Annotated in this window: 19 protein-coding genes and 2 tRNA genes; 12 read left to right on the top strand and 9 right to left on the bottom strand. The window is 40.8% G+C overall.

Features of this window, described 5'->3' with window-relative positions:
- Positions 1-8: 8 nt before the first annotated feature.
- The 6 genes from HLH14_RS02255 to HLH14_RS02280 form a co-directional block, all read right to left on the bottom strand.
- Positions 9-1,505 (bottom strand): UDP-N-acetylmuramoyl-L-alanyl-D-glutamate--2,6-diaminopimelate ligase, encoded by a 1,497-nt coding sequence (locus HLH14_RS02255; protein ID WP_171532577.1) that lies wholly within the window; start codon positions 1,503-1,505, stop codon positions 9-11.
- A gap of 10 nt (positions 1,506-1,515) precedes the next feature.
- Positions 1,516-3,339, bottom strand: coding sequence for a penicillin-binding protein PBP3 (ftsI, locus tag HLH14_RS02260; RefSeq protein WP_067726844.1), 1,824 nt, complete (start codon positions 3,337-3,339; stop codon positions 1,516-1,518).
- Positions 3,340-3,352: 13 nt separating this feature from the next.
- Complete coding sequence (gene ftsL, locus HLH14_RS02265) at positions 3,353-3,685, bottom strand: cell division protein FtsL (protein WP_067726846.1); 333 nt, start codon at positions 3,683-3,685, stop codon at positions 3,353-3,355.
- Positions 3,685-4,608, bottom strand: a complete 924-nt coding sequence (rsmH, locus tag HLH14_RS02270) for a 16S rRNA (cytosine(1402)-N(4))-methyltransferase RsmH (protein WP_131270819.1) — start codon at positions 4,606-4,608, stop codon at positions 3,685-3,687. The genes ftsL and rsmH overlap by 1 nt, the downstream gene beginning before the upstream one ends.
- A 328-nt stretch (positions 4,609-4,936) precedes the next feature.
- Positions 4,937-5,956, bottom strand: a complete 1,020-nt coding sequence (locus HLH14_RS02275; RefSeq protein ID WP_171532578.1) for a sulfate ABC transporter substrate-binding protein — start codon at positions 5,954-5,956, stop codon at positions 4,937-4,939.
- A 246-nt stretch (positions 5,957-6,202) separates the two neighbouring features.
- Positions 6,203-7,219, bottom strand: coding sequence for a sulfate ABC transporter substrate-binding protein (locus HLH14_RS02280; protein WP_268916038.1), 1,017 nt, complete (start codon positions 7,217-7,219; stop codon positions 6,203-6,205).
- A 351-nt stretch (positions 7,220-7,570) separates the two neighbouring features.
- Between HLH14_RS02280 and HLH14_RS02285 the strand changes: the two genes are divergently transcribed.
- The 5 genes from HLH14_RS02285 (at position 7,571) to HLH14_RS02305 (ending at position 10,234) form a co-directional block, all read left to right on the top strand.
- Positions 7,571-7,873, top strand: a complete 303-nt coding sequence (locus HLH14_RS02285) for a hypothetical protein (protein ID WP_067726854.1) — start codon at positions 7,571-7,573, stop codon at positions 7,871-7,873.
- A 131-nt stretch (positions 7,874-8,004) separates the two neighbouring features.
- Positions 8,005-9,513, top strand: a complete 1,509-nt coding sequence (gltX, locus tag HLH14_RS02290; RefSeq protein ID WP_171532580.1) for a glutamate--tRNA ligase — start codon at positions 8,005-8,007, stop codon at positions 9,511-9,513.
- A gap of 58 nt (positions 9,514-9,571) precedes the next feature.
- A tRNA-Ala gene (locus HLH14_RS02295) sits at positions 9,572-9,647 on the top strand.
- 32 nt (positions 9,648-9,679) lie between these two features.
- Positions 9,680-9,755, top strand: a tRNA-Glu gene (locus tag HLH14_RS02300).
- 137 nt (positions 9,756-9,892) lie between these two features.
- Positions 9,893-10,234: a hypothetical protein gene (locus HLH14_RS02305; RefSeq protein ID WP_131270823.1), complete on the top strand. Its 342-nt coding sequence runs from the start codon at positions 9,893-9,895 to the stop codon at positions 10,232-10,234.
- A gap of 30 nt (positions 10,235-10,264) precedes the next feature.
- Here HLH14_RS02305 and HLH14_RS02310 read toward each other — a convergent pair whose 3' ends face one another.
- Positions 10,265-11,230: a cation diffusion facilitator family transporter gene (locus HLH14_RS02310; protein ID WP_171532581.1), complete on the bottom strand. Its 966-nt coding sequence runs from the start codon at positions 11,228-11,230 to the stop codon at positions 10,265-10,267.
- 326 nt (positions 11,231-11,556) lie between these two features.
- On the opposite strand from HLH14_RS02310, the gene HLH14_RS02315 reads away from it, so the two are divergent.
- The gene (locus HLH14_RS02315; RefSeq protein WP_086194206.1) at positions 11,557-12,063 is read left to right on the top strand and encodes a tetratricopeptide repeat protein; all 507 of its coding nucleotides are present in this window, start codon (positions 11,557-11,559) and stop codon (positions 12,061-12,063) included.
- A gap of 59 nt (positions 12,064-12,122) precedes the next feature.
- On the opposite strand, the gene ettA is transcribed toward HLH14_RS02315, so the two are convergent.
- Entirely contained in the window at positions 12,123-13,784 is a 1,662-nt protein-coding gene (gene ettA, locus HLH14_RS02320; protein WP_086194207.1) for an energy-dependent translational throttle protein EttA, read from the bottom strand.
- 307 nt (positions 13,785-14,091) lie between these two features.
- On the opposite strand from ettA, the gene HLH14_RS02325 reads away from it, so the two are divergent.
- The 3 genes from HLH14_RS02325 to HLH14_RS02335 all read left to right on the top strand — a co-directional run bounded on the left by HLH14_RS02325 (position 14,092) and on the right by HLH14_RS02335 (position 16,967).
- A complete protein-coding gene (locus tag HLH14_RS02325) occupies positions 14,092-15,369 on the top strand; it encodes an O-acetylhomoserine aminocarboxypropyltransferase/cysteine synthase family protein (protein WP_171532582.1) in 1,278 nt (425 codons plus the stop codon).
- A gap of 315 nt (positions 15,370-15,684) precedes the next feature.
- Complete coding sequence (locus HLH14_RS02330) at positions 15,685-16,572, top strand: SDR family NAD(P)-dependent oxidoreductase (protein ID WP_067726868.1); 888 nt, start codon at positions 15,685-15,687, stop codon at positions 16,570-16,572.
- A 182-nt stretch (positions 16,573-16,754) separates the two neighbouring features.
- The gene (locus tag HLH14_RS02335) at positions 16,755-16,967 is read left to right on the top strand and encodes a hypothetical protein (protein ID WP_235940451.1); all 213 of its coding nucleotides are present in this window, start codon (positions 16,755-16,757) and stop codon (positions 16,965-16,967) included.
- A 49-nt stretch (positions 16,968-17,016) separates the two neighbouring features.
- Here HLH14_RS02335 and HLH14_RS02340 read toward each other — a convergent pair whose 3' ends face one another.
- Entirely contained in the window at positions 17,017-19,371 is a 2,355-nt protein-coding gene (locus tag HLH14_RS02340; RefSeq protein WP_171532584.1) for a Tex family protein, read from the bottom strand.
- Positions 19,372-19,707: 336 nt separating this feature from the next.
- Here HLH14_RS02340 and ompR point away from each other — a divergent pair, with 336 nt between their 5' ends.
- The 3 genes from ompR to HLH14_RS02355 all read left to right on the top strand — a co-directional run bounded on the left by ompR (position 19,708) and on the right by HLH14_RS02355 (position 23,918).
- A complete protein-coding gene (ompR, locus tag HLH14_RS02345; RefSeq protein ID WP_067726874.1) occupies positions 19,708-20,472 on the top strand; it encodes an osmolarity response regulator transcription factor OmpR in 765 nt (254 codons plus the stop codon).
- A 262-nt stretch (positions 20,473-20,734) separates the two neighbouring features.
- Entirely contained in the window at positions 20,735-22,195 is a 1,461-nt protein-coding gene (locus HLH14_RS02350) for an ATP-binding protein (protein WP_171532585.1), read from the top strand.
- Positions 22,196-22,400: 205 nt separating this feature from the next.
- Positions 22,401-23,918, top strand: coding sequence for an acetyl-CoA hydrolase/transferase family protein (locus HLH14_RS02355; protein WP_067726878.1), 1,518 nt, complete (start codon positions 22,401-22,403; stop codon positions 23,916-23,918).
- Positions 23,919-23,952 lie beyond the last annotated feature (34 nt).

Consider the following 23,952-nt stretch of genomic DNA (forward strand, 5'->3'; position numbering starts at 1 on the left):
GTTGTTTCCTATTGAGCCGGATAAGCTGAATCTGGGGTGTGATGCTGGGTATCGATGGCCGATTGCACTTCGACCACATCGTCAAACCAATGACGCACGCCGTCAATTTCTTGATAATTTTCATGACCTTTACCGGCAATGACTACAATATCGCCTGCCTGGGCTTTTTGCACGGCAAATTTAATCGCTTCACGGCGGTCATGAATTTCATGCACCGCATGGACTGAAAAATCGATACCCGCTTTCATGTCAGCAAAGATTTGTTCTGGATTTTCGGTACGTGGATTATCTGAGGTAATCAACGCAATATCAGCACCATTGAGTGCCGCTTGAGTCATCAGTGGACGTTTGCCACGATCACGATCGCCACCACAACCAAACACAGCCCATAACTGATTGGATACATGACGTTTTAAGGTTTTCAGCACCTGAATTAAGGCATCAGGAGTATGGGCATAATCCACCACAAATAACCGGTCGGCATCACGGATTACCTGCATACGCCCCGGTGCACCTTTCAATTGCGCTACGGTTGAAATCAGTGTTGCAAGATCAAAACCGGCTTGTTCCGCAGTCACCAAACTTGCCACCAGGTTTTCTACATTAAAATGACCAAGCAATGGACTCTGAACTTCAAACTCACCTTGTTTGGTGATCAATTTAAAGTTTGCGCCATTCAAACTATATTGAATATCTTCAACCTGATAATCCGCAGTTTGCGTGGTTGAATAGGTCAGGATTTTCGGTTGCGCAGGATTGGCTTTTGCAGCATCGATCATGACTTTGGCATGCTCATCATCGATATTGATAATCGCCACTTTTAAACTCGGGAATTTAAATAAGCGCGACTTGGCTTCAGCATAGGCTTCAAGCGTACCGTGATAGTCCAGATGATCACGGCTTAAATTACTATAGGCCGCAATTTCAATATCGCAGCCATTCAAACGACCTTGTTCCAAACCATGGGAACTGGCTTCAATCGTGGCGAATTCTGCACCTTGTTGTGCATAGTCATGCAAGGCATTTTGCAGATGCAATGCATCGAGTGTGGTATGCGAAGATGCTTCAAGGTTCGGTAAAATTCCGTTACCCGTGGTTCCCATTACTGCACATTTTTTTCCTTGCAGCATCAATAACTCAGCAACAAGTCGTGAAATGGTGGTTTTACCATTGGTACCAGTAACCGCAAGAATTCGTGCGGCTTGTACGGGCTGAGTCGCTTGTAAATATTGCTTTTGCCATTGTCCCATCACATGACGGACATTTGGCACCACGACACTATTTTCCAAACCCAAATCGGCTTCACTGACCACAGCCAAGGCACCGTTTGCCAAAGCTGACTGTGCAAACTGCAAGGTTTTTTCAGGCTGAGAAAAACTATTCAGGGCAATAAAAATTTGCCCTGGCTCAACTTTACGACTATCTAAACCAAAGCCACTGAATGGCTTTGTCATCCATCCAGTGATTTTTTCAGCGGTGTAGAGATCTTGAAATGTAATGGACATTCATCACCTATTACTGGATTTTGGGAGTATCTAAAGGTTTATCTAAAGGCACGTTCATTAAACGTAGCGATTCTTGCATTACGCGTGCGAATACAGGGGCGGATACCGTACCCCCATAGTAAGAGCCTTGAGGATTTTCCACCACGACAATCATGGCCAAACGCGGATCACTCACAGGCGCGACACCGGCAAATAAAGCACGATATTCGCTGGTTGAATAACCTTTACGGTCAGCACGTAGCTTATGTGCGGTACCAGTTTTACCGGCCACACGATAGCCCGGAATAGTGGCACGTGTAGCAGTTCCGCCTGGCAATGTCGCTGTTTCCATCATCAACAGCACTTGATCGGCAATTTTTGCATCAACGATTTGCTCACCCTTCGGAGGTTGCTCTAATTTATATAAACTTAAAGGAACCTTGACGCCTTTATTAGCAAGCATGGCATAGGCATCAGCAATTTGCAGCACTGTCGCATTCAGGCCATAACCATAAGCCATGGTTCCCACTTCAGAGACATTCCATTTGCTTGGTGGCAAGATTAAGCCTCCACTTTCACCCGGGAATTTTACTGCTGAACGCTGACCCATTCCTACACGCTTATAAAAAGTAGGTAAGGTGGCATAAGGCAAGGACAATGCAAGTTTAGCAACACCAACGTTAGATGATTTCTGGATGATGCCACCCAAAGTCAGCACACCATAGTTATGGGTATCACGAATGGTATGGTTACCAATACGCATACTTCCCGGTGAAGTATTCACCACTGAATTTGTAGTGTATTTACCACTTTCCAGAGCCATCGCCACAGTCAAGGGTTTCATGGTCGAACCCGGTTCAAATGAATCCACTGCACCACGGTTACGCATGGCATCTTTATTGCCTAAACTTTTTTTATCATTCGGGTTGTAAGATGGCCAACTGGTCATTGCCAGAATTTCACCTGTTTTGATATCTACTGCTATGGCAGTGGCTGAACGGGCATTATTAGCTACTCCGGCAGCAGTCAATTCACGGTACATAATATATTGCAGACGTGAATCAATACTTAAGGTGATATTTTCTCCGGCTTCAACTTCTTTAATCACTTCCGGATCTTTGAAACGATTACCTTTTTTATCCCGTACCACTTGTTGTGCGCCATCATGACCTGATAAAGCAGTATTCATCTGCATTTCCAGACCTTCGATCCCGATCCCTTCACTATTGGTTAAGCCAATAATCTGCGCATTTGGCTGCGGTTGAGGATAGTAACGTTTATAGTTTTTCTCGGTATAAACCGCTTGAAACTCGCGTTTGGCAATCAGTTCAGCTTGCTGCGGTGGAATTTCTTTTTGCAGAACCAGATAACGTGAACGAGGTTTCTCGTTCATTTTCTTTTTCAACTCGGCACGATCAATGCCAACCGCATCGGCAAGTTCGTCCAAGTTTAAGTTTTTATCCGGTAATTGACGTTTTAATTTACGGTTATTTGGATCTTTAGCCAGTTCGGCAGTAATGTCATCGAACTGTTTTTTAGTTTCGAAATAGTCGCGCGGATCAATCACCACTTTCATGACTGGTGTACTAATCGCCAAGGGCACACCATGACGATCATAAATCACGCCACGCATCGCCTTGACTTTTTCGGTTCTTAAAATGTTGGCATTGGCTTTGTTTTGTAAAAAGTCTTTGTTGATGACCTGCACATAAAATGCACGACCCACTAAAGCTAAAAAGCAGAGTAAAACCACACTCCACATCAGATAAAAACGCCACATATCCACGCTAAGGGTGTTTTTATCGGTCACAGACTGCTGTTTTTTACGCACTTGCTTATTTCTCTTGTCCACCATATTACAGCTAGCCTTATTTTTTATCTTCTGAAGTCATTGGTAAAGAAATTACAACCGTCTGCGCTGCAGGGGGCGAGTACATTCGCAATTGGGTCACAGCGCGTGTGCCAATTTGCGCTGTTGCACCGAAGGTTTGCTGCTCGATGAGCAAACGCCCCCACTCTGCATTCAGGTCATCCCTTTCCCGGTTAAAGGCACTTAATTCGCGGTAATCATGACGATATTCAAAGACTTGAAATACCACCATGATTGCGCTAAAAAAGACCAAGACCAGTAAAACGACATAACTGATGAATTTTTTCATCGGCAAGTTATCTGTTTTCTTTTCAACAACTTCAGTTTTCATTATTCGCCTTTCGAAGCTAAGCGTTCTGCAACTCTAAGCCATGCACTACGTGAACGAAAATTGGCTTTAATCTCTTCTTCACTGGCACGCACTCGGGAAATTTTCTTTAATCGACGGGTATCTTCCCGTTCTTGTGGCATGCCCCAACTGGTATCTTCCGCTAAAGTCGATTCTTTTTGAATAAATTGTTTAATTAAACGGTCTTCTAGCGAGTGGAAACTAATGACCGCTAAACGCCCCCCAGTTTTTAGCACATCCACTGCTTGCGGCAAGAATGCTTCAATATCTTCTAATTCTTTATTAATGGCAATACGGATGCCCTGAAAAGTTCGTGTTGCTGCATGTTTATTTTTTTCCCATTTCGGATGGGCAACTTTCACAATTTCAGCAAGTTGTGCTGTCGTTTCGATATAGCCCGCAGCTTTAATGGCTTTGGCAATACGACGGCTATAACGTTCTTCACCATATTTAAAAATAACATTGGCCAAGGCTTCTTCTTCAATATTCACCAGCCATTCAGCCGCAGTTGGACCTTTTGAATTATCCATCCGCATATCCAGTGGACCATCTTTCATAAAGCTAAAACCACGTTCAGCCTGATCGAGTTGTGGAGATGACACCCCTAAATCTGCCATCACGCCATCGACCAAACCAATACCACGTGCTTCAAGTTCTTGTTTTAAGTCTGCAAAACTGGCATGAATAATTTTAAAACGTGAATCTTCTTGTTCCAGTATGGCCGCAGTTTCCAGCGCTTGTGGATCTTTATCAAACCCATATACACGTGCATTTTCATCTAATTTAGAAAGCAATAAACGGGTATGACCACCTCGGCCAAAGGTACCATCTACATAAATCCCTGTATTTCGATCTGCCAATAAGGCATCAACAGTTTCGTGAAGTAATACAGAAATATGCGACATAAGGATTCAATCAGAACTATGAAAAATGTAACTGCACATTATTACCTTGTTTTGACAAAGCTCCAAACGACTTTTTGTAGGGAAATATTACTTTCCATAGAGAAAACCGTTTCTGAATTTATTCAACTCAGATTTAGCTCATATTTCATGTGCTTTTATATCATTTTAAAGCTCACCACTTATCCTGATTCTTTATTAAAATAAAGTTCTCTACAAAGATTAAGAAAAGAAAATTTATTTTTTGATTCAAAATTTTATTTAAAAACACATCTTATCAGAAATAAAAAAGCCCCCAGTCAGGAGGCTTTTTAAATCATAAATCAATCCGTTATTTACGGGTATTGTAAATCTGATCAAAAGTCGCACCATTCACAAAATGAGTTTTTTGTGCCTGAGCCCAGCCACCAAATACTTCATCAATGGTGAAAGTTTTAAGTTTAGGGAATTGAGCAGAATATTTAGCTAACACTTCCGGGTTACGTGGACGGTAGAAATATTTTGCTGCCATGTCTTGACCCAATGGTGAATACAAGTAATTGATATAGCCTTTGGCTAACCACTTGTTACCATCTTTTTCGACATTTTTATCCACGATTGCCACTGAAGGTTCAGTTAAAATTGACATTGATGGATAGATAATATCGAACTTGTTTTTACCCATGGTCTTTTGAGTCACCAGAGCTTCATTTTCCCAAGTCAACAACACATCACCAATGCCACGTTCAGCAAATGTCGTCATCGATGCACGCGCAGCAGAATCCATCACTTTTACGTTGTGGTACATTTTACCGACAAAGTCTTTGGCTGTAGCATCACTACCACCGGGTTGTTTAAGTGCATAACCCCAAGCGGATAAATATACCCAACGTGGTAAACCGCCGGTTTTTGGATTTGGGGTAATAATTTGTACGCCCGGTTTAGTTAAGTCAGACCAGTCTTTAATATGCTTTGGATTGCCTTTACGCACCATAAATACGATGGTAGAGGTATAAGGTGCAGAGTTATGCGGGAACTCTTTTTGCCAACCCGGCTGAATTTGGCCTGATTTAACAATTTCTTCAATATCGTTGGCCAAGGCCAAGGTCACCACATCAGCTTTTAAGCCATCCACGACTGAACGCGCTTGTTTACCTGAACCACCGTGCGACTGTTTGAAATTTACAGTATGACCGGTACGTTGTTTCCAGTAAGCACCAAATGATTTATTGAATTCATCGTAAAATTCACGGGTTGCATCATAAGATACATTTAAAAATTCACGATCAGCTGCCTGAGCAGTTGTTGCAGTAAAAGCAATGCCGGTTGCCAGCAATGCCGCACTGAATAACGCTTTAAATTGAGTTTTCATTACAGTACAGACAAGTTATCTTCATTACTGCTAAATATATGAAATAAAATCATAAATCGCAATTGATGCATACAATTTTAAACCTAACCCATACACTGCTATTTACTTTAAACAATTGTTTTATTTACAAATAATAAATTAAATCCTTTATCACAATGATATACCTTTTTATGCTTTGCATATGCAAGAAACGAATATCTTCTAATATTCGTTTCTTTTCATTCACCTAAATAACCCCTTACTCAATTACTTTTTTTCAGCATAAATTTGGTCGAAAATTGCACCATTCACAAAGTGGGTTTTCTGTGCTTTTGCCCAACCACCAAAAACATCTCCGATGGTAAACAATTTAATTTTTGGAAATTGTGCCGCATACTTTGCTGCAATTTGCGGATTACGTGGACGGAAGAAATACTGTGCTGCCAAATCCTGCCCTTTTGGTGAATATAGATAGTTGAGATAACCTTTGGCTAAATTGCGGTTGCCATCTTTATCCACGTTTTTATCGACAATTGCCACAGAAGGCTCTGCCAGAATTGAAATTGAAGGATAAACAATCTGGTATTTATCTTTACCCAAACCTTGAGTTGCCAGTAAGGCTTCATTCTCCCAAGACAACAACACATCACCAATACCGCGTTCAGCAAAAGTGGTTAAAGAACCGCGTGCACCTGAATCGAGTACTTTTACGTTCTGATAAAGTTTTTTCACCAACTCTTTGGCTTTGGCATCGTTACCGCCCGGTTGTTTCAGCGCATAGCCCCAAGCTGAAAGATAAATCCAACGTGGCGCGCCACCAGTTTTTGGATTTGGCGTGATAATTTCTACACCTGACTTGGTTAAATCATTCCAGTCTTTAATACTTTTAGGATTGCCTTTGCGCACCAGAAACACCACGGTTGAGGTATAGGGTGCGGAATTATTCGGGAACTGTTTTTGCCAGTTTTTATTGATTAGACCTGCATTTACAATTTCTTCAATATCATTGGCTAAGGCCAAGGTCACCACATCGGCTTGTAAACCGTCAATCACTGAGCGCGCTTGCTTACCCGAGCCACCATGTGATTGTTTAAAGTTCACTTCTTGTCCAGTGCGCTGTTTCCAGAATTCACCAAAGGCCTGATTATATTCTTGGTAAAATTCGCGCGTTGGATCATACGACACATTGAGAAAATCTTTTGCGGCGAAGCTATGTGAAGTAATTCCCCCTAATACCGCAAGAATTGTAGATGCTATTATTTTTTTCATGTGCTTTAAGCTCATACTTAATTGATTAAAGCACTATATAAAGCTAAAATATTTTTAACAATCATATGGTTATATTGTTTTATTGATTAAAAATCAGTTTTAGAGATATCCACTAAAATGCTTTTCTATGCATTTTTACCACTGAAAGACTCACAAACCGATGTAAATCTTCATCTTTCGCTCAATCTCCATGCTATCTCCATAGTTGTTTGATACAAAGTGACTACATTGAATTAGTTCTTTATCATTTTGTAAAAAAGTGTGACCTAGTTCTACTTTTATATTTTTTTATGTGTTTAAATGGTTATCACTAGAATAGAAAAACAATATCTAGAGAATTCCAGCACCAGTAAGGGGGATGTGGAAATGAAATTTACACCGGTTATAACAGCATTGAGTTTAAGTCTAACTTTAGGGTTTATGGCTCAAATTGGACACGCAGCTGCCATTAAAGCCATAGATACCAAAATCAGTCTTTTACCTGAAAAATCATCACTGATTGAAAAAGCATTGCAACAACACAAACAAGGTTCAAATACTTTTCATAATGACAATGATTTAAAAGTCCTTACTGAAATTAAAGTTGCACCGACACAAAGCTTTTTTGCCTCTCAAAATCAAAAATTTACTCGTTTTGTACAAGTGTTTTTCCCACAAAATAATTCTTAACCTAATACCGAACTTCTTGCCCCTTTAAGAAGTTTAGACCAAGCCTAATCATCTCAATGTTGAATTTAACATTAAGTGATTAGGCTTTTTCGTTATAATACTTTCCATTCACATTCTGAAAAATATTGATTATGACTGTTCGTACTCGTATTGCCCCTTCTCCTACAGGCTTCCCACATGTAGGCACTGCATATATTGCCTTGTTCAACTTATGTTTTGCTAAACAGCATGGTGGTGAATTTATTCTTCGTATTGAAGACACCGATCAACTTCGTTCAACCCCTGAATCTGAAAAAATGATTTTAGATTCATTACGTTGGTTAGGTTTGAATTGGTCAGAAGGTCCCGATATTGGTGGTCCACATGCACCATATCGCCAATCGGAACGTATGGGCATCTATAAACAATATGCTTTAGAACTTGTTGAAAAAGGTCATGCATTCTACTGCTTCGCAACAAGTGAAGAATTGGATCAAATGCGTGCTGAACAGCAAGCCCGCGGTGAAAGCCCGCGTTATGACGGTCGTGGTTTACTTTTATCTCAAGAAGAAGTTCAATGTCGTTTAGCTGCAGGCGAAGCACACGTAATTCGTATGAAAGTGCCTGCTGAAGGCAGTTGCAAATTTGACGATATGCTGCGTGGCGAAGTGGAAATTCCATGGGCACAAGTCGATATGCAAATTTTGCTTAAAACGGATGGCTTGCCAACTTACCATTTGGCCAATGTGGTCGATGACCATTTAATGGAAATTACCCACGTGATTCGTGGTGAAGAATGGATTCCATCGGCACCTAAACACCAATTGTTATACCAATACTTTGGTTGGGATATGCCTGTGCTTTGCCACATGCCATTATTACGTAATCCAGATAAATCAAAATTATCGAAACGTAAAAATCCAACCTCAATCAACTATTACAAAGATATCGGTGTACTTCCAGAAGCGTTATTGAACTATTTAGGTCGTATGGGCTGGTCTATGCCGGATGAAAGTGAAAAATTCACTTTGGCAGAAATGATTGAACATTTCGACATTAAGCGCGTATCCCTTGGTGGTCCAATCTTTGATGTAGAAAAGCTCAACTGGCTAAATGGTCAATGGATTAAAGCGCTCTCTCCTGCTGAATTATTAAATACACTGTTGGCTTGGAAATCAGACCGTAAGACTTTGGAAGATATTGCTGCTGCAATTCAACCGCGTATCAACTTGTTGTCTGAAGCGGTGAATTGGGCAGGTTTCTACTTCAACCAGTTCCCACAACTTTCAAAAGAACAGTTTGAAAGCAAGAAATTGTCTGAAGAACAAGTTCGTCAAAGCTTACAATTTGCAATTTGGCGTTTAGAAAGCTTATTCACCTGGAATAACGACACGGTTAGTCAAACACTGATGGATTTAGCGACACAAATGGAAGTGAAGTTACGTGACTTCATGCCAACCTTCTTTATTGCCATTGCCGGTTCGACCAGTTCAACGCCTGTAATGCAGTCTATGGTAACGATTGGTCCTGACTTAACCTTTGCTCGTTTACGTCATGCGCTTGAAATTGTCGGTGGTCCGAGTAAAAAAGAAGCAAAAGTTTGGGAAAAACTCAATGAAAGCTTAAAATTGCCGAAAAATGACGCAGTTGATGAAGCATAATTGATTTTATAGTTGACGTATGAGCGCAATGCCCCTAATATTGCGCTCACACAGACTGGGGGTTATAGCTCAGTTGGTAGAGCGCTACAATGGCATTGTAGAGGTCAGGAGTTCGATCCTCCTTGACTCCACCAAGTTATTTGTTTTACCTGTGTTGCCTCGATAAGTCCCTATCGTCTAGAGGCCTAGGACATCGCCCTTTCACGGCGGTAACCGGGGTTCGAATCCCCGTAGGGACGCCAAATTCAAAAAAGCCACTGACCTATTCAGTGGCTTTTTATTGTCTAACTTTTTTATTCACGGTATTTTATTAGCGGTATTTTTGCTTTCCGTGACATTCAGATTAGAATAACCTATAGATTAGAATTCTGGAGTTGTAATGCAATACCGTTGCCCAAAATGCCAAAGCCCTAAAATTATGCCTATTGCACAATCCGGCGGACCTGCGGCACGACCAGTGGTACCTAAAAGCTTAGTCTTGTTAATTCCTGCTGTTTTCATCTTATTGCTGTTGGTTTTAATTAGTATTGCCATGTGGATTTTTGGTGATGGTGCAGGAACAACATTACAATCTGCAACTGTGGTGGTATTTGTGCTGTGTCTGATTGCAGGCTTTATGTTTTACCGCGACCTACCCGACTTTAAAATTTCGATGCAAGGCTTTATGCAGTCGCAAAAGAAATGGAAATGTCGCGAGTGCCACCACGAGTGGGAAATTTAAAATAAAATTCATTTCACATCAGCTCCATGTTCAGTCTCGGTGCTGATGTGAATCTTCATCATGATGATGTGGATGTTTTTGTTGATGATCATCCGGCTGACAATGTGAATGCGCAAGACATTCATCCTCTTCAATCTGTAGCGTCATTTCAGTAATGCCATGGATATGGCTTAACATTTCCAAAGCCTGCTGATACAACGCATTACGATCCGCCTGGGGTGCATATAAATGCACAGTCAGATGTATATTCTTTGAAGTAATCGCCCAAACCTTGAGTTGATGAATGCTTTCAACATCTTTCAACCCAAGAAGATCATTACGTAATTTTTCAATATCAATTTCTTCAGGCACACCTTCAAGCAAAATATTGATGCTTTGTTTCAGTAAAATCCACGTTCTAGGTAACACCCAAAACCCGATCAGCACGGCAATTAAGGTATCTATCCAAACCCAGTGAGTAAAATAAATAATCACTGCCCCAATAAACACACCCACAGAACCCAAAGCATCACTCAAAACCTCTAAGTACGCCCCTTTTACATTCAAACTTTCTTGGCTGCTTGAAAATAGAATTTTCATCGAAATCAGATTAATGATCAGACCAATAATCGCGACAATCATCATGCCCAAACTTTGAATTTCAGGCGGATTTGAAAAACGCTGATAGGCTTCATACAGAATATACATCGCCACTACAAACAGCATAGATGCATTAAACAGAGCTGCTAAAATCTCAAAGCGCTGATAGCCGAAAGTGCGCTTATCATCGGCAGGAAGTTTACCTATTTTTATGGCAACAAGCGCTATGGCAAGCGCAGCAGCATCGGTAAACATGTGGGCTGCATCAGAGAGTAAAGCCAAACTTTGCGTAATAAAGCCTGCTATCACTTCTACAATTAAAAATGTGGTGGTCAGCACTAAGGCAAAGGTTAATTTTTTGGCATTATTTTCGCTCACAACAGCATGACTATGATCATGCCCGTGATGTCCATTCATTGCAGACTCCCATTTTATTTCTCTTTATATAAATAATTTATCCATAAAAAATAGAGAAATACTATAATTTTTTAGCACTCTTCAAATATAAATCAACTTAATGAGCAAGATCGCATAAATTCAAGAGTTAGTAAGAAATTCTGTATAAAATATGAAAACTATTCACCTTTATTTACATTAATAATCAACATCAAAGCCTTTTTAATTTTTTTTAAATAACAAAAAAATTCAATTACTTACAAATTGTTTGTACTTTAAAATAAAAAAAATCATTTCGTTAAAATGATTAGATTATGATAATCTGATGCAGGAGAAAGGGGTTGATTATGATCGTGAATAAGATAAAAAAGATTGTAGACGCTTTGCTTAGTCCTTCAGATCAACATTTGCAAGGAATGCAAAATATAAGAACAGATGAGGCAAATTTGGAGTTTGAACAGGCACAATGTTTTGAGCAGCTTGCGATTGAACATCATTTAACGTGTGATAATGATCAATCCTCTTATAACAATCGAAATGCAATATGGAACTTTTTAAGTGCTGCCTTAAAAGGCCATAGTGATGCGCAATATAAACTAGGTGTATGTTATCTTCATGGGCAATTAGGCCTAGATAAAAACTACACACATGCAGAAGAATGGCTAACAAAAGCAGCTAAGCAAGACCATAGTGATGCACAATATAAACTAGGTATATGTTATCTTCATGGACAATCAGGCCTAGATAAAAACTACACACATGCAGAAGAATGGCTAAAAAAAGCGGCTAAGCAAGGACATCATGAAGCACAAATGACCTTAGAAAAAGCATATAGCCAATTAGCTTTTTCCTAAAAATTTCCAATAAAAAACCAGCCCGGAGGCTGGTTTTTTAATCACACAAAAACAAGCAATTAAACGCCGATTTTTTTGTATTTAGAACGCTTTTGTACAGCAGCATCACCCAAACGTGACTGGCGATATGCTTCATATTCAGCATAGTTACCCGCGTAGAATTCAGGCTGTTCATTTTCAAATGACAAGATGTGTGTCGCAATACGGTCCAGGAACCAACGGTCATGCGATACCACCATTACCGTACCCGGGAATACAAGAATTGCATCCTCAAGCGCACGTAAAGTTTCGATATCCAAGTCGTTCGATGGTTCATCGAGCAAGATTACGTTCGCGCCTTGCTGCAAGACTTTTGCAAGTTGCAGACGGTTACGCTCACCACCAGACAAGCTGCCAACACGTTTTTGCTGATCTTGACCTTTAAAGTTGAAACGACCGATATAAGCACGTGATGCAATTTCGTAATCGCCCACTTTCAAGATATCAAGACCGCCAGAAATTTCTTCCCAAACGGTTTTATTGTCATCCAAAGTATCACGTAACTGACCCACGTAAGCCACTTTAACGGATTCACCCAGAGTTACCGTACCGGTATCTGGTTGTTGCTCGCCCGTCATCATACGAAACAGTGTCGTTTTACCTGCACCGTTAGGACCAACAATACCCACAATCGCAGTTGGTGGCACAGAGAAGGTTAAGTTCTCATACAGCAAACGACCATCAAATGATTTACTGATCCCTTCAACATCTACAACCTTGTTGCCTAAGCGTGGACCAGGTGGAATGTAGATTTCAGAGGTTTCATTACGTTGCTGGAACTCTTTAGAGTTAAGCTCTTCAAAACGCTCCATACGCGCTTTGTTTTTCTTTTGTTGACCTTTAGCATTAGAACGAACCCATTCAAGTTCTTTCTTCAATGCTTTAGCAAAAGATTCTTCCTGTTTGTTCTCTTGCTCTAAGCGGGCATTTTTCTGTTCCAACCAAGAAGAATAGTTACCTTGGTAAGGAATACCATGTCCACGGTCAAGCTCCAGAATCCACTCGGCCACGTTATCCAAGAAATAACGGTCATGCGTAATCGCAACAATAGTACCCGCGAAGTCTTTCAAGAAACGTTCTAACCAGGTTACAGATTCTGCATCCAAATGGTTCGTCGGTTCATCAAGAAGCAACATGTCAGGTTTAGAAAGCAATAAACGACAAAGTGCTACACGGCGACGTTCACCACCTGAAAGCAAGTTTACGTCTGCATCCCAAGCTGGAAGGTTTAATGCAGCTGCTGCCTGATCCATTTGGTTGCTTAAGTTATGCGCATCCCAAGTCTGGATAATCGCTTCTAATTTCTCTTGTTCTTTTGCAAGTGCATCAAAGTCAGCATCTTCTGCTGCATATTCTGCAAATACTTCATCAAGACGCGCCAAAGCATCCAATGGTTCACGCAAACCATCTTCAACGTTACCACGAACATCTTTATTTGGATCTAATGGTGGTTCTTGCTCAAGATAACCGATTTTAATACCCGGTTGAGCACGCGCTTCACCTGAGAAATCTTTATCTACGCCCGCCATAATACGAAGCAAGGTAGATTTACCTGCACCGTTTAAACCAAGCACACCAATTTTTGCGCCTGGGAAAAATGATAAAGAGATGTCTTTCAGGATTTCGCGCTTAGGCGGAACCATCTTCGACACACGGTTCATCGTGTAAATATATTGGGCCACGTAGGACTCCTCTATAGAAAAAACAACATTCGCATAGCAATAATATTATGCGAACAAATAATTGCCGGCATTATACGATGAAAGTGCCGAAAAAATAAGGCATAGCTTCCATCTTCAATAGAATGTTACAACTCAGGACACGTTTATTTTTTAAACATATTCATCCACAGTTAATTTTGTTCAGCTTGCACTGAAAATTAACATTCATATGAATATTTAAGATAACAATTTCATTTAAATAGCGCTTTGACTTATATAAGAAAATGCTAAACTGGATCAATATTTAACTCACGAAGATGATGTAAACATGACCTATAAAGATGAAACCCTGGCCATTCATGCCGGTTATAGCCCAGACCCAACAACAAAAGCCGTGGCTGTACCTATTTATCAAACTACATCTTATGCCTTTGACAATACTCAACATGGGGCCGATTTGTTCGATTTAAAGGTTCAAGGGAATATCTATACCCGTATTATGAACCCGACAACAGCTGTCTTAGAGCAACGTCTGGCTGCGCTTGAAGGCGGTATTGGCGCATTGGCTTTAGCTTCGGGCATGTCAGCTATTACCTATTCCATTCAGACCATTGCCGAAGCGGGTGACAATATTGCCTCTGTTTCCACTTTATATGGCGGAACTTACAACTTGTTTGCACACACCTTGCCAAAACAAGGCATTGAAGTGCGTTTCTTCGATTATCAAGATCCTGAAGCACTACGAGGCTTGATTGATGACAAAACCAAACTGGTGTTTGTGGAATCGATTGGTAATCCACTTGGCAATATCATCGACCTAGAAGCGATTTCGAAAATTGCCCATGAATATGGTGTACCCGTTATTGTCGATAATACGGTTGCCACCCCTGCTCTATTGAAACCCTTTGAACATGGGGCAGACATTGTGGTGCACTCACTAACTAAATATATTGGCGGTCACGGCAACTCGATTGGCGGTGCCATTGTTGATAGCGGCAAATTCCCTTGGGGCAAATATCCTGAACGTTTCAAAGTCTTGAATACGCCTGATCCTAGTTATCATGGTGTCAACTATGTTGAAGCTTTAGGTGCAGCGGCTTATATCGCACGTGCGCGTGTGGTGCCATTACGCAATACCGGTGCAGCGATTAGCCCACTGAGCGTATTCCTGATTCTGCAAGGTTTAGAAACTTTAAATTTACGTATGGAACGCCATACTGAAAATGCGCAAAAAGTGGCTGAATATTTACAGCAGCATCCAAAAGTGAAATGGGTCAATTATGCCGGCTTAAAAGATCATCCACAGCATGCTTTGGCGCAAAAATATGTGAAAGGTAAACCATCTGCGATTCTGTCTTTTGGCGTACAAGATGGTCTTGAAGGAGGCACTCGCTTTATTGATGCGTTGCAACTGTTCACCCGTCTGGTGAATATTGGTGATGCAAAAAGCCTCGCCTGCCACCCTGCTACCACCACCCATCGTCAGCTCAATGAAGAAGAACTAAAGTCTGCTGGAGTCAGTACTGACATGGTGCGCTTATCGGTTGGGATTGAGCATATTGATGATTTGATTGCAGATTTAGAACAGGCACTGGCTCAAGTTTAATTTTTTGCAAGCTACTTTAAATTAAACCTTCTTCCTCATCAGGAAGAAGGTTTTTATTTCTTAAATACTTTGTGCTTATTTCTCTTGGCTTTGTTTTGAATTCGTGGTAAAAATTAAGTTATAAGAAGAATGAAAATAGAGCAATTACTCTAATTATATTTGTAAATTCAACAACTTATTTATAGATTTTTTTTAAACTTTGGTTATCATAACCGAGATGAGAAGAGCTCAATTCCCCAATATTTTGAGCCAAATAATCAACTACAAAAAACATAATCTAGAATTTTGTTCTATTTAAATCAGGAAAAAAACAGCGTGAATTCAAGACTAGAGAAACTCTTTCGCAACCGAGTCAACGGTAAAGTGGTTTTAATTACAGGTGCATCCAGTGGTATTGGCTTAACTGCTGCACATAAACTTGCCGATGCAGGCGCACATGTTTTATTGGTTGCACGTACCAAAGAAACATTAGATCAAGTTAAACAAGAAATTGAAGCAAAAGGTGGACAGGCTTCAGTGTTTCCATGTGATTTAAATAACATGGAATCGATTGATGAAGTCTCTAAACAAATTTTAGCATCTGTCGATCATATTGATATTTTAATTAATAATGCAGGACGTTCTATTCGTCGTGCGGTACATGAATCATCAGATCGTTTTCATGATTTTGAACGCACAATGCAGCTGAATTACTTCGGTGCCATCCGTTTGGTGATGAATATTCTCCCGCAGATGATGGTTCGTCGCGATGGTCATATCATTAATATCAGCTCGATTGGTGTATTGGCCAATGCAACACGTTTTTCAGCTTACGTCGCATCTAAAGCTGCACTGGATGCATTCAGCCGTTGTCTGTCTGCCGAAGTTCATTCGCATAAAATTGCGATTACTTCAGTTTACATGCCATTGGTACGCACTCCGATGATTGCGCCAACCAAAATTTATAAATATGTACCAACACTTTCTCCTGAACAGGCGGCAGATTTAATTGCATATGCAATTGTGAAACGTCCGAAGAAAGTGGCGACCCACTTAGGTCGTTTGGCATCGATCACCTACTCTATCGCACCAGATATCAATAATAAATTGATGTCGATTGGTTATAACCTGTTCCCAAGCTCTTCTGCTTCGGTAGGTCAACCACAGAAACTGAATTGGGTTCAAAAAGCATATGCTCGTTTGTTCCCGGGTGAACATTGGTAAAATTGTGCAATATTAAGCCAGTCATTAGACTGGCTTTTTTATGTTATAAACACACATCATTTTTTTGTTTTTAGATTTTTATGCGGATCGCTGCTGTTATTTTTCAATATGCCTGTTTTGCTTTTGCCCTTTTCCTTTGCTACCAAATAGCGACTTCTATCTATCTACAAGATTATAAATTGATGGATATAGTCAGTGATGTCGGTAGTATTTTAATTTGTATTGATTTGGCTATGTTCTTGCATTTCAACAAGTCGATGGCATCGATAAAAATGAAAGGAACTTCTCAACAGTCTCCTGTGCAAGTTTCAACAGTAGAAAAAGTGAGTCGTAAATTGGGGCATTTAGGCATCATGCTAATTATTTGCAGTTGGATTGTGCCAAAGCTTGCATAAAAAAACCTCCCATTAGGGAGGTTTTTTAAATCTTAAAGAACTCTAAAAATTATTTAGAACCTTTAATCCCTGCTTGTAATAACAATGTACCCAAACCACCAATTTTTTGCTCTTGTGGCTTAGCAGATTGAGGTTTTTTGCCTTGTGGTCGATCACCCTGAGGACGAGCATTTTGCGGACGCTTCGCTTGTGGCTTACGTTCCCCACGTTGTTCAGTTTGCTCACGGCGTGGCTGACGTGGAGCTTTCGCTGGTGCTTCTGAACCTTCAGGACGCATCGACAAATTGACACGGTTACGTTCAGCATCCACTTGTAATACACGTACTTGAACGATTTGACCTGGTTTCACCACTTTATGCGGATCCGCTACAAATTCATTGGCAAGTTCAGAAATATGTACCAAACCGTCTTGATGTACGCCGACATCAACGAATGCACCGAAGTTGGTGACATTAGTGATCACGCCTTCTAGCTGCATGCCTTCAGTCAATTGTGATACTTCAGTAATGTCTTCAAGGAATTTTGCAGTACGGAATTCTGGACGTGGGTCACGACCTGGTTTTTCAAGTTCGCTAAGTACGTCTTGAATGGTAGGCAGACCAAACTTGTCATCGGCAAATTCTTCTGCATTCACCTGGCGAATGATTTCAGAATTACCAATAATATCTTTTACAGTCGTTGCTTTTGCTTCAACAATTTTGCTCACCAAAGCATAGCTTTCAGGGTGAACTGCAGACGCATCCAATGGTTCAGAACCATCTTGAATACGCAAGAAACCAGCCGCCTGTTCAAACGTACGCTCACCTAAACGAGGTACATTTTTCAAGGCTTGACGGTTGTCAAAACGACCATTTTCTTTACGGTATTCAAAAATCTGTTGTGCAATCGATTTATTCAAACCTGCGATATACGACAGAATTGCAGGAGATGCTGTATTTACATCCACACCGACCGAGTTCACACAGTCTTCAACCACAGCTTCAAGCGTTTTCGCCAAACCTGTTTGATTCACGTCATGTTGATATTGACCTACACCAATCGACTTAGGATCAATTTTCACAAGTTCAGCCAATGGATCTTGTAAACGACGTGCAATCGATACTGCACCACGAATTGAAACGTCTAGCTCTGGCAATTCTTGCGAAGCCAATTCAGATGCTGAATAAACCGATGCACCCGCTTCAGATACTGAAACACGTGTAAGGTTCAAGTCTGCGTTTGCAGCCATCATTTCCGCAACAACGGCTTCAGTTTCACGGCTAGCTGTGCCATTACCAATCGCAATTAAATCGACATTGAATTCACGGCAAAGACGTGCAAGTTCAGCAATTGAACCTTCTTTGTCTTCTTTTGGCGCAAATGGGTAAATGGTGCTATGGGCAACCACATCACCAGAAGCATTCACTACAGCCAGTTTCACACCAGTACGGATACCAGGATCAACACCCAAAGTCGTACGCGCGCCTGCAGGTGCAGAAAGCAATAAATGACGCAAGTTTTCAGCAAATACATCCATTGCTTCAGCTTCAGCGCTAAGACGTTTTTCAGTCAGTAATGAATGTTCGATTTGTGGACGGACTTTACCTAACCAGAACAGTTTAGCGGTTTGTTTTAAGTAATCTGCACGCGCTTGTGGTTGAACCGAATCAAGATTGTATTCAGTTTCAATACGCGCCAATAGTGCGTCATCTTCACCATCAACCTTTAAGCCCAATACGTTTTCTTGACGACCACGTAACATTGCAAGCAAGCGATGTGAAGCTACTTTATTGAAGTTTTCAGAAAAATCGAAGTAATCGCGGAATTTCTTGCCGACTTCTTTTTTCTCTTCACTTGCAACTGCGCTTTTTAAAACAGCGGTTTTAGCAAAGGTCGCTTTTAATTCTGTAGTCAAAGCAATGTTTTGCGCCCAATCATCAATCAGAATGTGTTGGATCGCATCAAGCTGACTTTCCACATCTGGATAATCTTCATGGCTAAAACTAGCTAAAGCTTCAGTTGGATCAACCTGCTCTGCAAAGATTTTTGCCGCGATTGGACCCAAGCCTGCTTCTTTGGCTTTAAATGACTTGCTGGTACGTTTTGGACGATACGGTGCGTAAAGTTCTTCTAAAGCATTCTTGGTTTCAGCAGCGTTTACGCGGTTCAGTAAATCATCTGACAATTTATTTTGTTCTTTCAGAGATTCAATAACTTTTTCACGGCGCTCAAATAAATCGCGTAAATACGATAAACGCGTGTCGAGTTGGCGTAACTGCGTATCGTCTAAGCCCTGAGTTACCTCTTTACGGTAACGTGCAATAAATGGAACGCTTGCACCTTCATCAATCAGCTTGATGGCAGCTTCTACTTGATTTGGACGTACGGCAATTTCTTTTGCTAACTGCTGAACTAAGTCAGTCATCGTGTTTGATCCCACAAGGATAAGTACTAAATGGCATGATTATAAAGACCAAGACCATAAAATCCACAATTGTTTTTATTAAATTTATAAGTGGTCAATATTGCCAATTCATGTCATTTTCATAATTCCCTACAAAATTAAGTGATAAGTCGTTTTTTAATCTACATATTAAGCGAGATTCACTATAATTTAGATGTATACATTTGGTATCTATGTCTTGATTTTACCTGCTATATTTGTTGCTTTAGAGCATAGTAAACAGATACAAATGAATCGTATACTCAAGGCTATCCGAACTTTTGTTTACGATGACAATAAAGAATAAAGGAGCACATCATGAGTTTAGTTGTACCTGCTGAAAAAACAGATCCAGTACAAAACGAAACTGATCGCGTCGAACGCATTCTCGTTGTAGATGATGATGTGCGTTTACGTACGTTATTACAGCGCTTTCTAGAAGATAAAGGCTTCGTGGTCAAAACTGCACACGACGCAACACAAATGGATCGTTTATTACAGCGCGAACTTTTCTCTCTGATCGTGCTCGATTTCATGCTTCCGGTTGAAGATGGCTTAAGTATTTGCCGCCGTTTACGCCAGTCGAATATCGACACACCGATTATCATGTTGACTGCACGTGGCAGCGACTCTGACCGTATTGCAGGGCTTGAAGCCGGTGCAGATGACTACTTGCCAAAACCATTTAATCCAAATGAGCTATTAGCGCGTATTCGTGCAGTACTACGTCGTCAAGTACGCGAAGTTCCAGGTGCACCGAGTCAGCACATGGAAGTTGTGAGCTTTGGTCCATGGTCGCTTGATTTATCAACACGTACCCTTACTCGTGAAGGTCAAGTGGTTACCCTCACTACAGGTGAGTTCGCCGTGCTTAAGGCCTTGGTTCAACATCCGCGTGAACCTTTGACTCGTGATAAATTGATGAACCTTGCGCGTGGTCGTGAATGGGGTGCGATGGAACGCTCTATTGATGTTCAGGTGTCTCGTTTACGTCGTCTGGTTGAAGAGAACCCTGCCCGCGCGCGTTATATCCAAACTGTTTGGGGCGTAGGTTATGTTTTTGTTCCAGATGGTGCAGAATAAAAACGCTCAACGCGGATAATTCTTCGCGATATTAATTATCCCTAAAAGCCATTCGCTGCTGTTTGAGCCCGCCCTTCTTTAAAAGCTCGCATGCAAATGCGCGAGTTCAGCGAATGGCAAAGTTTTTACTTGCGTAACAGTGTTACTCATTTTTTCAAAAAAAGTAACATAAGAAGCTCCTTCCATCGAAGGTACAGGCAGTAAGATTCCACCGCGAATATTATTACTGTTCAATTTAAAAAAATACCTACAGGAAGCTGGTGTGAAACTCGAACCCATCGACCCACAGAAATTTACTGATTACGAAGCTTATTCGGAAAAGAAGCGAACTCGCTCGGACCGCTTTTTTGACAAGATCAAGCCACGTTCTGCTGCAATGCGTACCACAGTGCTCGTGTTATTCATTGTATTCTTCAGTTTATTTATGTCGTTATGGTTCTTTTGGCGCACCCTATATCTTCCAGAAATTCAGCAACACGCCCGCTATTTAGGGGTTGAACTAGAAATTATCAACAATCCTGATTTACGTATTTTTCATAATGATGCCGAAGTGGATGTCGACACCTGGCTCAAAAACCGTGTTGGAATTGAATACATTACCGATCCCAAAGACTACCCAAGTGTTCGTGACAAAGTCATTGCCGAGTTTTTTACCAATCAAATTGAAAAAAAGCTGGCCAAAGAACTGAAAGTTGAAGATGTGACAGTTTATTTCCAATTTAAACCGAGTCCGCGTATTTGGATTCAAACACCGGAAATGAATGGTCATTGGGTACGTGAACCCTTAAAAACTTATGCCAATTATAGTCCTGAACTGGTCTTTGGGTGGTTACTCGGTGTGCCCCTTATTGCCGCTGCCATCATTTTGACCCTTGTTCGCCAGTTAAATCGTCCCTTACGTCGTCTACAAAATGCGGCAAATAACTATAGTAAAACCGGTTCTGCACCTTATCTGGAAACTAATCATGGCCCTCAAGAAATTCGCGAAGTAAACCAAGCCTTTAATCATATGATTTATACGCTGGATCAGGCTGAACGTGACCGCCGTATTATGCTGGCAGGAATTTCACATGACTTGCGTACCCCATTGACCCGGATTCGTTTAAGCGCCGAAATGATGCCCGATGAAGACTTTCTTAAAGAAGGCTTGATTTATGATGTCGAAGATATGGATGCGATTCTTGATCAGTTCATCTCATACATGCGAGATGGCTCAGATGAGGAGCTGCAAGACACTGACATTAATATGCTATTACAGGAATTAGTGATCCAGTTCAAACCATTAGATATCCGTTTTAAAGTCCAAGATGTTCCGGTCATTCAGGCACGTAGCCAGTCTTTAAAACGAATGATTGGCAATTTAATCAATAATTCGAAACGCTATGGTGCTGAACCCATCGAATTATCCGCGAAAGTTGAAAATGACCATATTTTTATTACCGTCGCAGACAATGGTGAAGGCATTCCGGAAGATCAAATTGAAGACTTGATGCAACCCTTTGTTCGAGGCAATGAAGCGCGTACGGTACAAGGCAGTGGTTTGGGTTTAGCCATTGTGAAACGTATTGTCGACATGCATCAAGGGCAACTTACGATTCACAATCGCCCTCAAGGTGGTTTAGAAGTACTTATTTGTTTACCTATACTTCACGATGAAATTGAGGAAGATGTACCCCACAGTGCCTTAGGAAAAATTAAACAAACATTCAGTGGGCATTTTTAAGGTCTGATTAATTAATGAACAAACAGTTTTGCTTAACTATTAGACCATTGTTTTTTACATCATTAAAATCAACACATTAAAAACCATAAAAAATCGTTATACCCACATTTTTTCAAAAAATTAGACCTTAGCCTAACAGGCATGCACAATTCCTTTTTAGGGCGGTACAATCCGTCTAGTTTTGAACAAGAATTGAGCGTAAACCATGTCTTTAGATCGTATTCGTTTAGCGTCACTTCATGACAAAGTCATGAGCGCAGAACAAGCTGCTACTTTTATCCAAGATGGTATGACTGTAGGTATGAGTGGATTTACTCGTGCAGGTGAGGCAAAAGCTGTTCCTTTAGCACTTGTAAAACAAGCTCACAGTAATCCTTTGAAAATTACTTTAATTACTGGCGCCAGTCTTGGTAACGACTTAGATAAAAAATTAACTGAAGCTGGTGTTCTTGCTCGCCGTTTACCTTTCCAAGTAGATAACACTTTACGTAAAGCCATCAACAAAGGCGAAGTAATGTTCATTGATCAGCATTTGTCTGAAACCGTTGAACAAATGCGTAACCTTCAGCTTAAAAAACCGGATATTGCAATCATTGAAGCAGTTGCGATTACTGAAGATGGCGGCATTATTCCAACCACGTCTGTGGGTAACTCTGCAAGCTTTGCCATTTTTGCTGAAAAAGTAATTATCGAAATTAACACCAATTTAAGCCCTGCTTTTGAAGGCTTACACGATATTTATATCCCGACTTATCGTCCAACACGTCAAGCAATTCCATTGACTCAAGTCGATGAACGTATTGGTACGCATGCGATCAATATCGATCCATCTAAAATTGCAGGGATCGTATTTAACAACGAATACCACGATTCTCCATCAACTGTGACTGAGCCAGATGATGAAACTCAAGGAATTGCAAACCACTTGATCAATTTCTTTGAACAAGAAGTTGCTGAAGGTCGTTTACCTAAAGATCTTGGCCCATTACAAGCAGGTATTGGTTCTATTGCCAATGCCGTATTGACCGGTCTTAAAGAATCTAACTTTGAAGATTTGGTGATGTATTCAGAAGTACTACAAGACTGTACTTTCGAATTGATCGATGCAGGTAAAATGAAGTTTGCATCAGGTTCTTCAATTACTCTTTCTGCTAAATATGGCGAAAAAGTATTTAACAACCTTGAAGCATACAAAGACAAACTTGTACTTCGTCCACAAGAAATTTCAAACCACCCTGAATTGGTTCGTCGTTTAGGGATTATCGGCATCAACACTGCGCTCGAGTTTGATATTTACGGTAACGTAAACTCAACTCACGTTTGCGGTACTAAAATGATGAACGGTATCGGTGGTTCAGGTGACTTCGCACGTAATGCTCACTTGGCTATTTTTGTGACCAAGTCGATTGCAAAAGGTGGCGACATCTCTTCAATCGTGCCAATGGCGTCACACGTAGACCATTCTGAACATGATGTTGATATTCTTGTGACTGAACAAGGTCTAGCAGACTTACGCGGTTTAGCGCCACGTGAACGTGCTCGTGCAATCATCGACAACTGTGCTCACCCAATGTACCGTGATGCATTGAACGATTACTTTGACCGTTCATGTGCAAAAGGCGGCCATACTCCTCACCTTCTTCGTGAAGCGCTTTCATGGCACGCTAACTTTGAAGAAACTGGTCATATGCTTGCAGCTCAACCAGAAGCTAAAATTGCTTAATTGAATGCATTATAAAAAACGCCCCGAGGGGCGT

It is taken from the genome of Acinetobacter terrae (assembly GCF_013004375.1).
In the GTDB taxonomy this organism is placed as follows: Bacteria; Pseudomonadota; Gammaproteobacteria; order Pseudomonadales; family Moraxellaceae; genus Acinetobacter; species Acinetobacter terrae.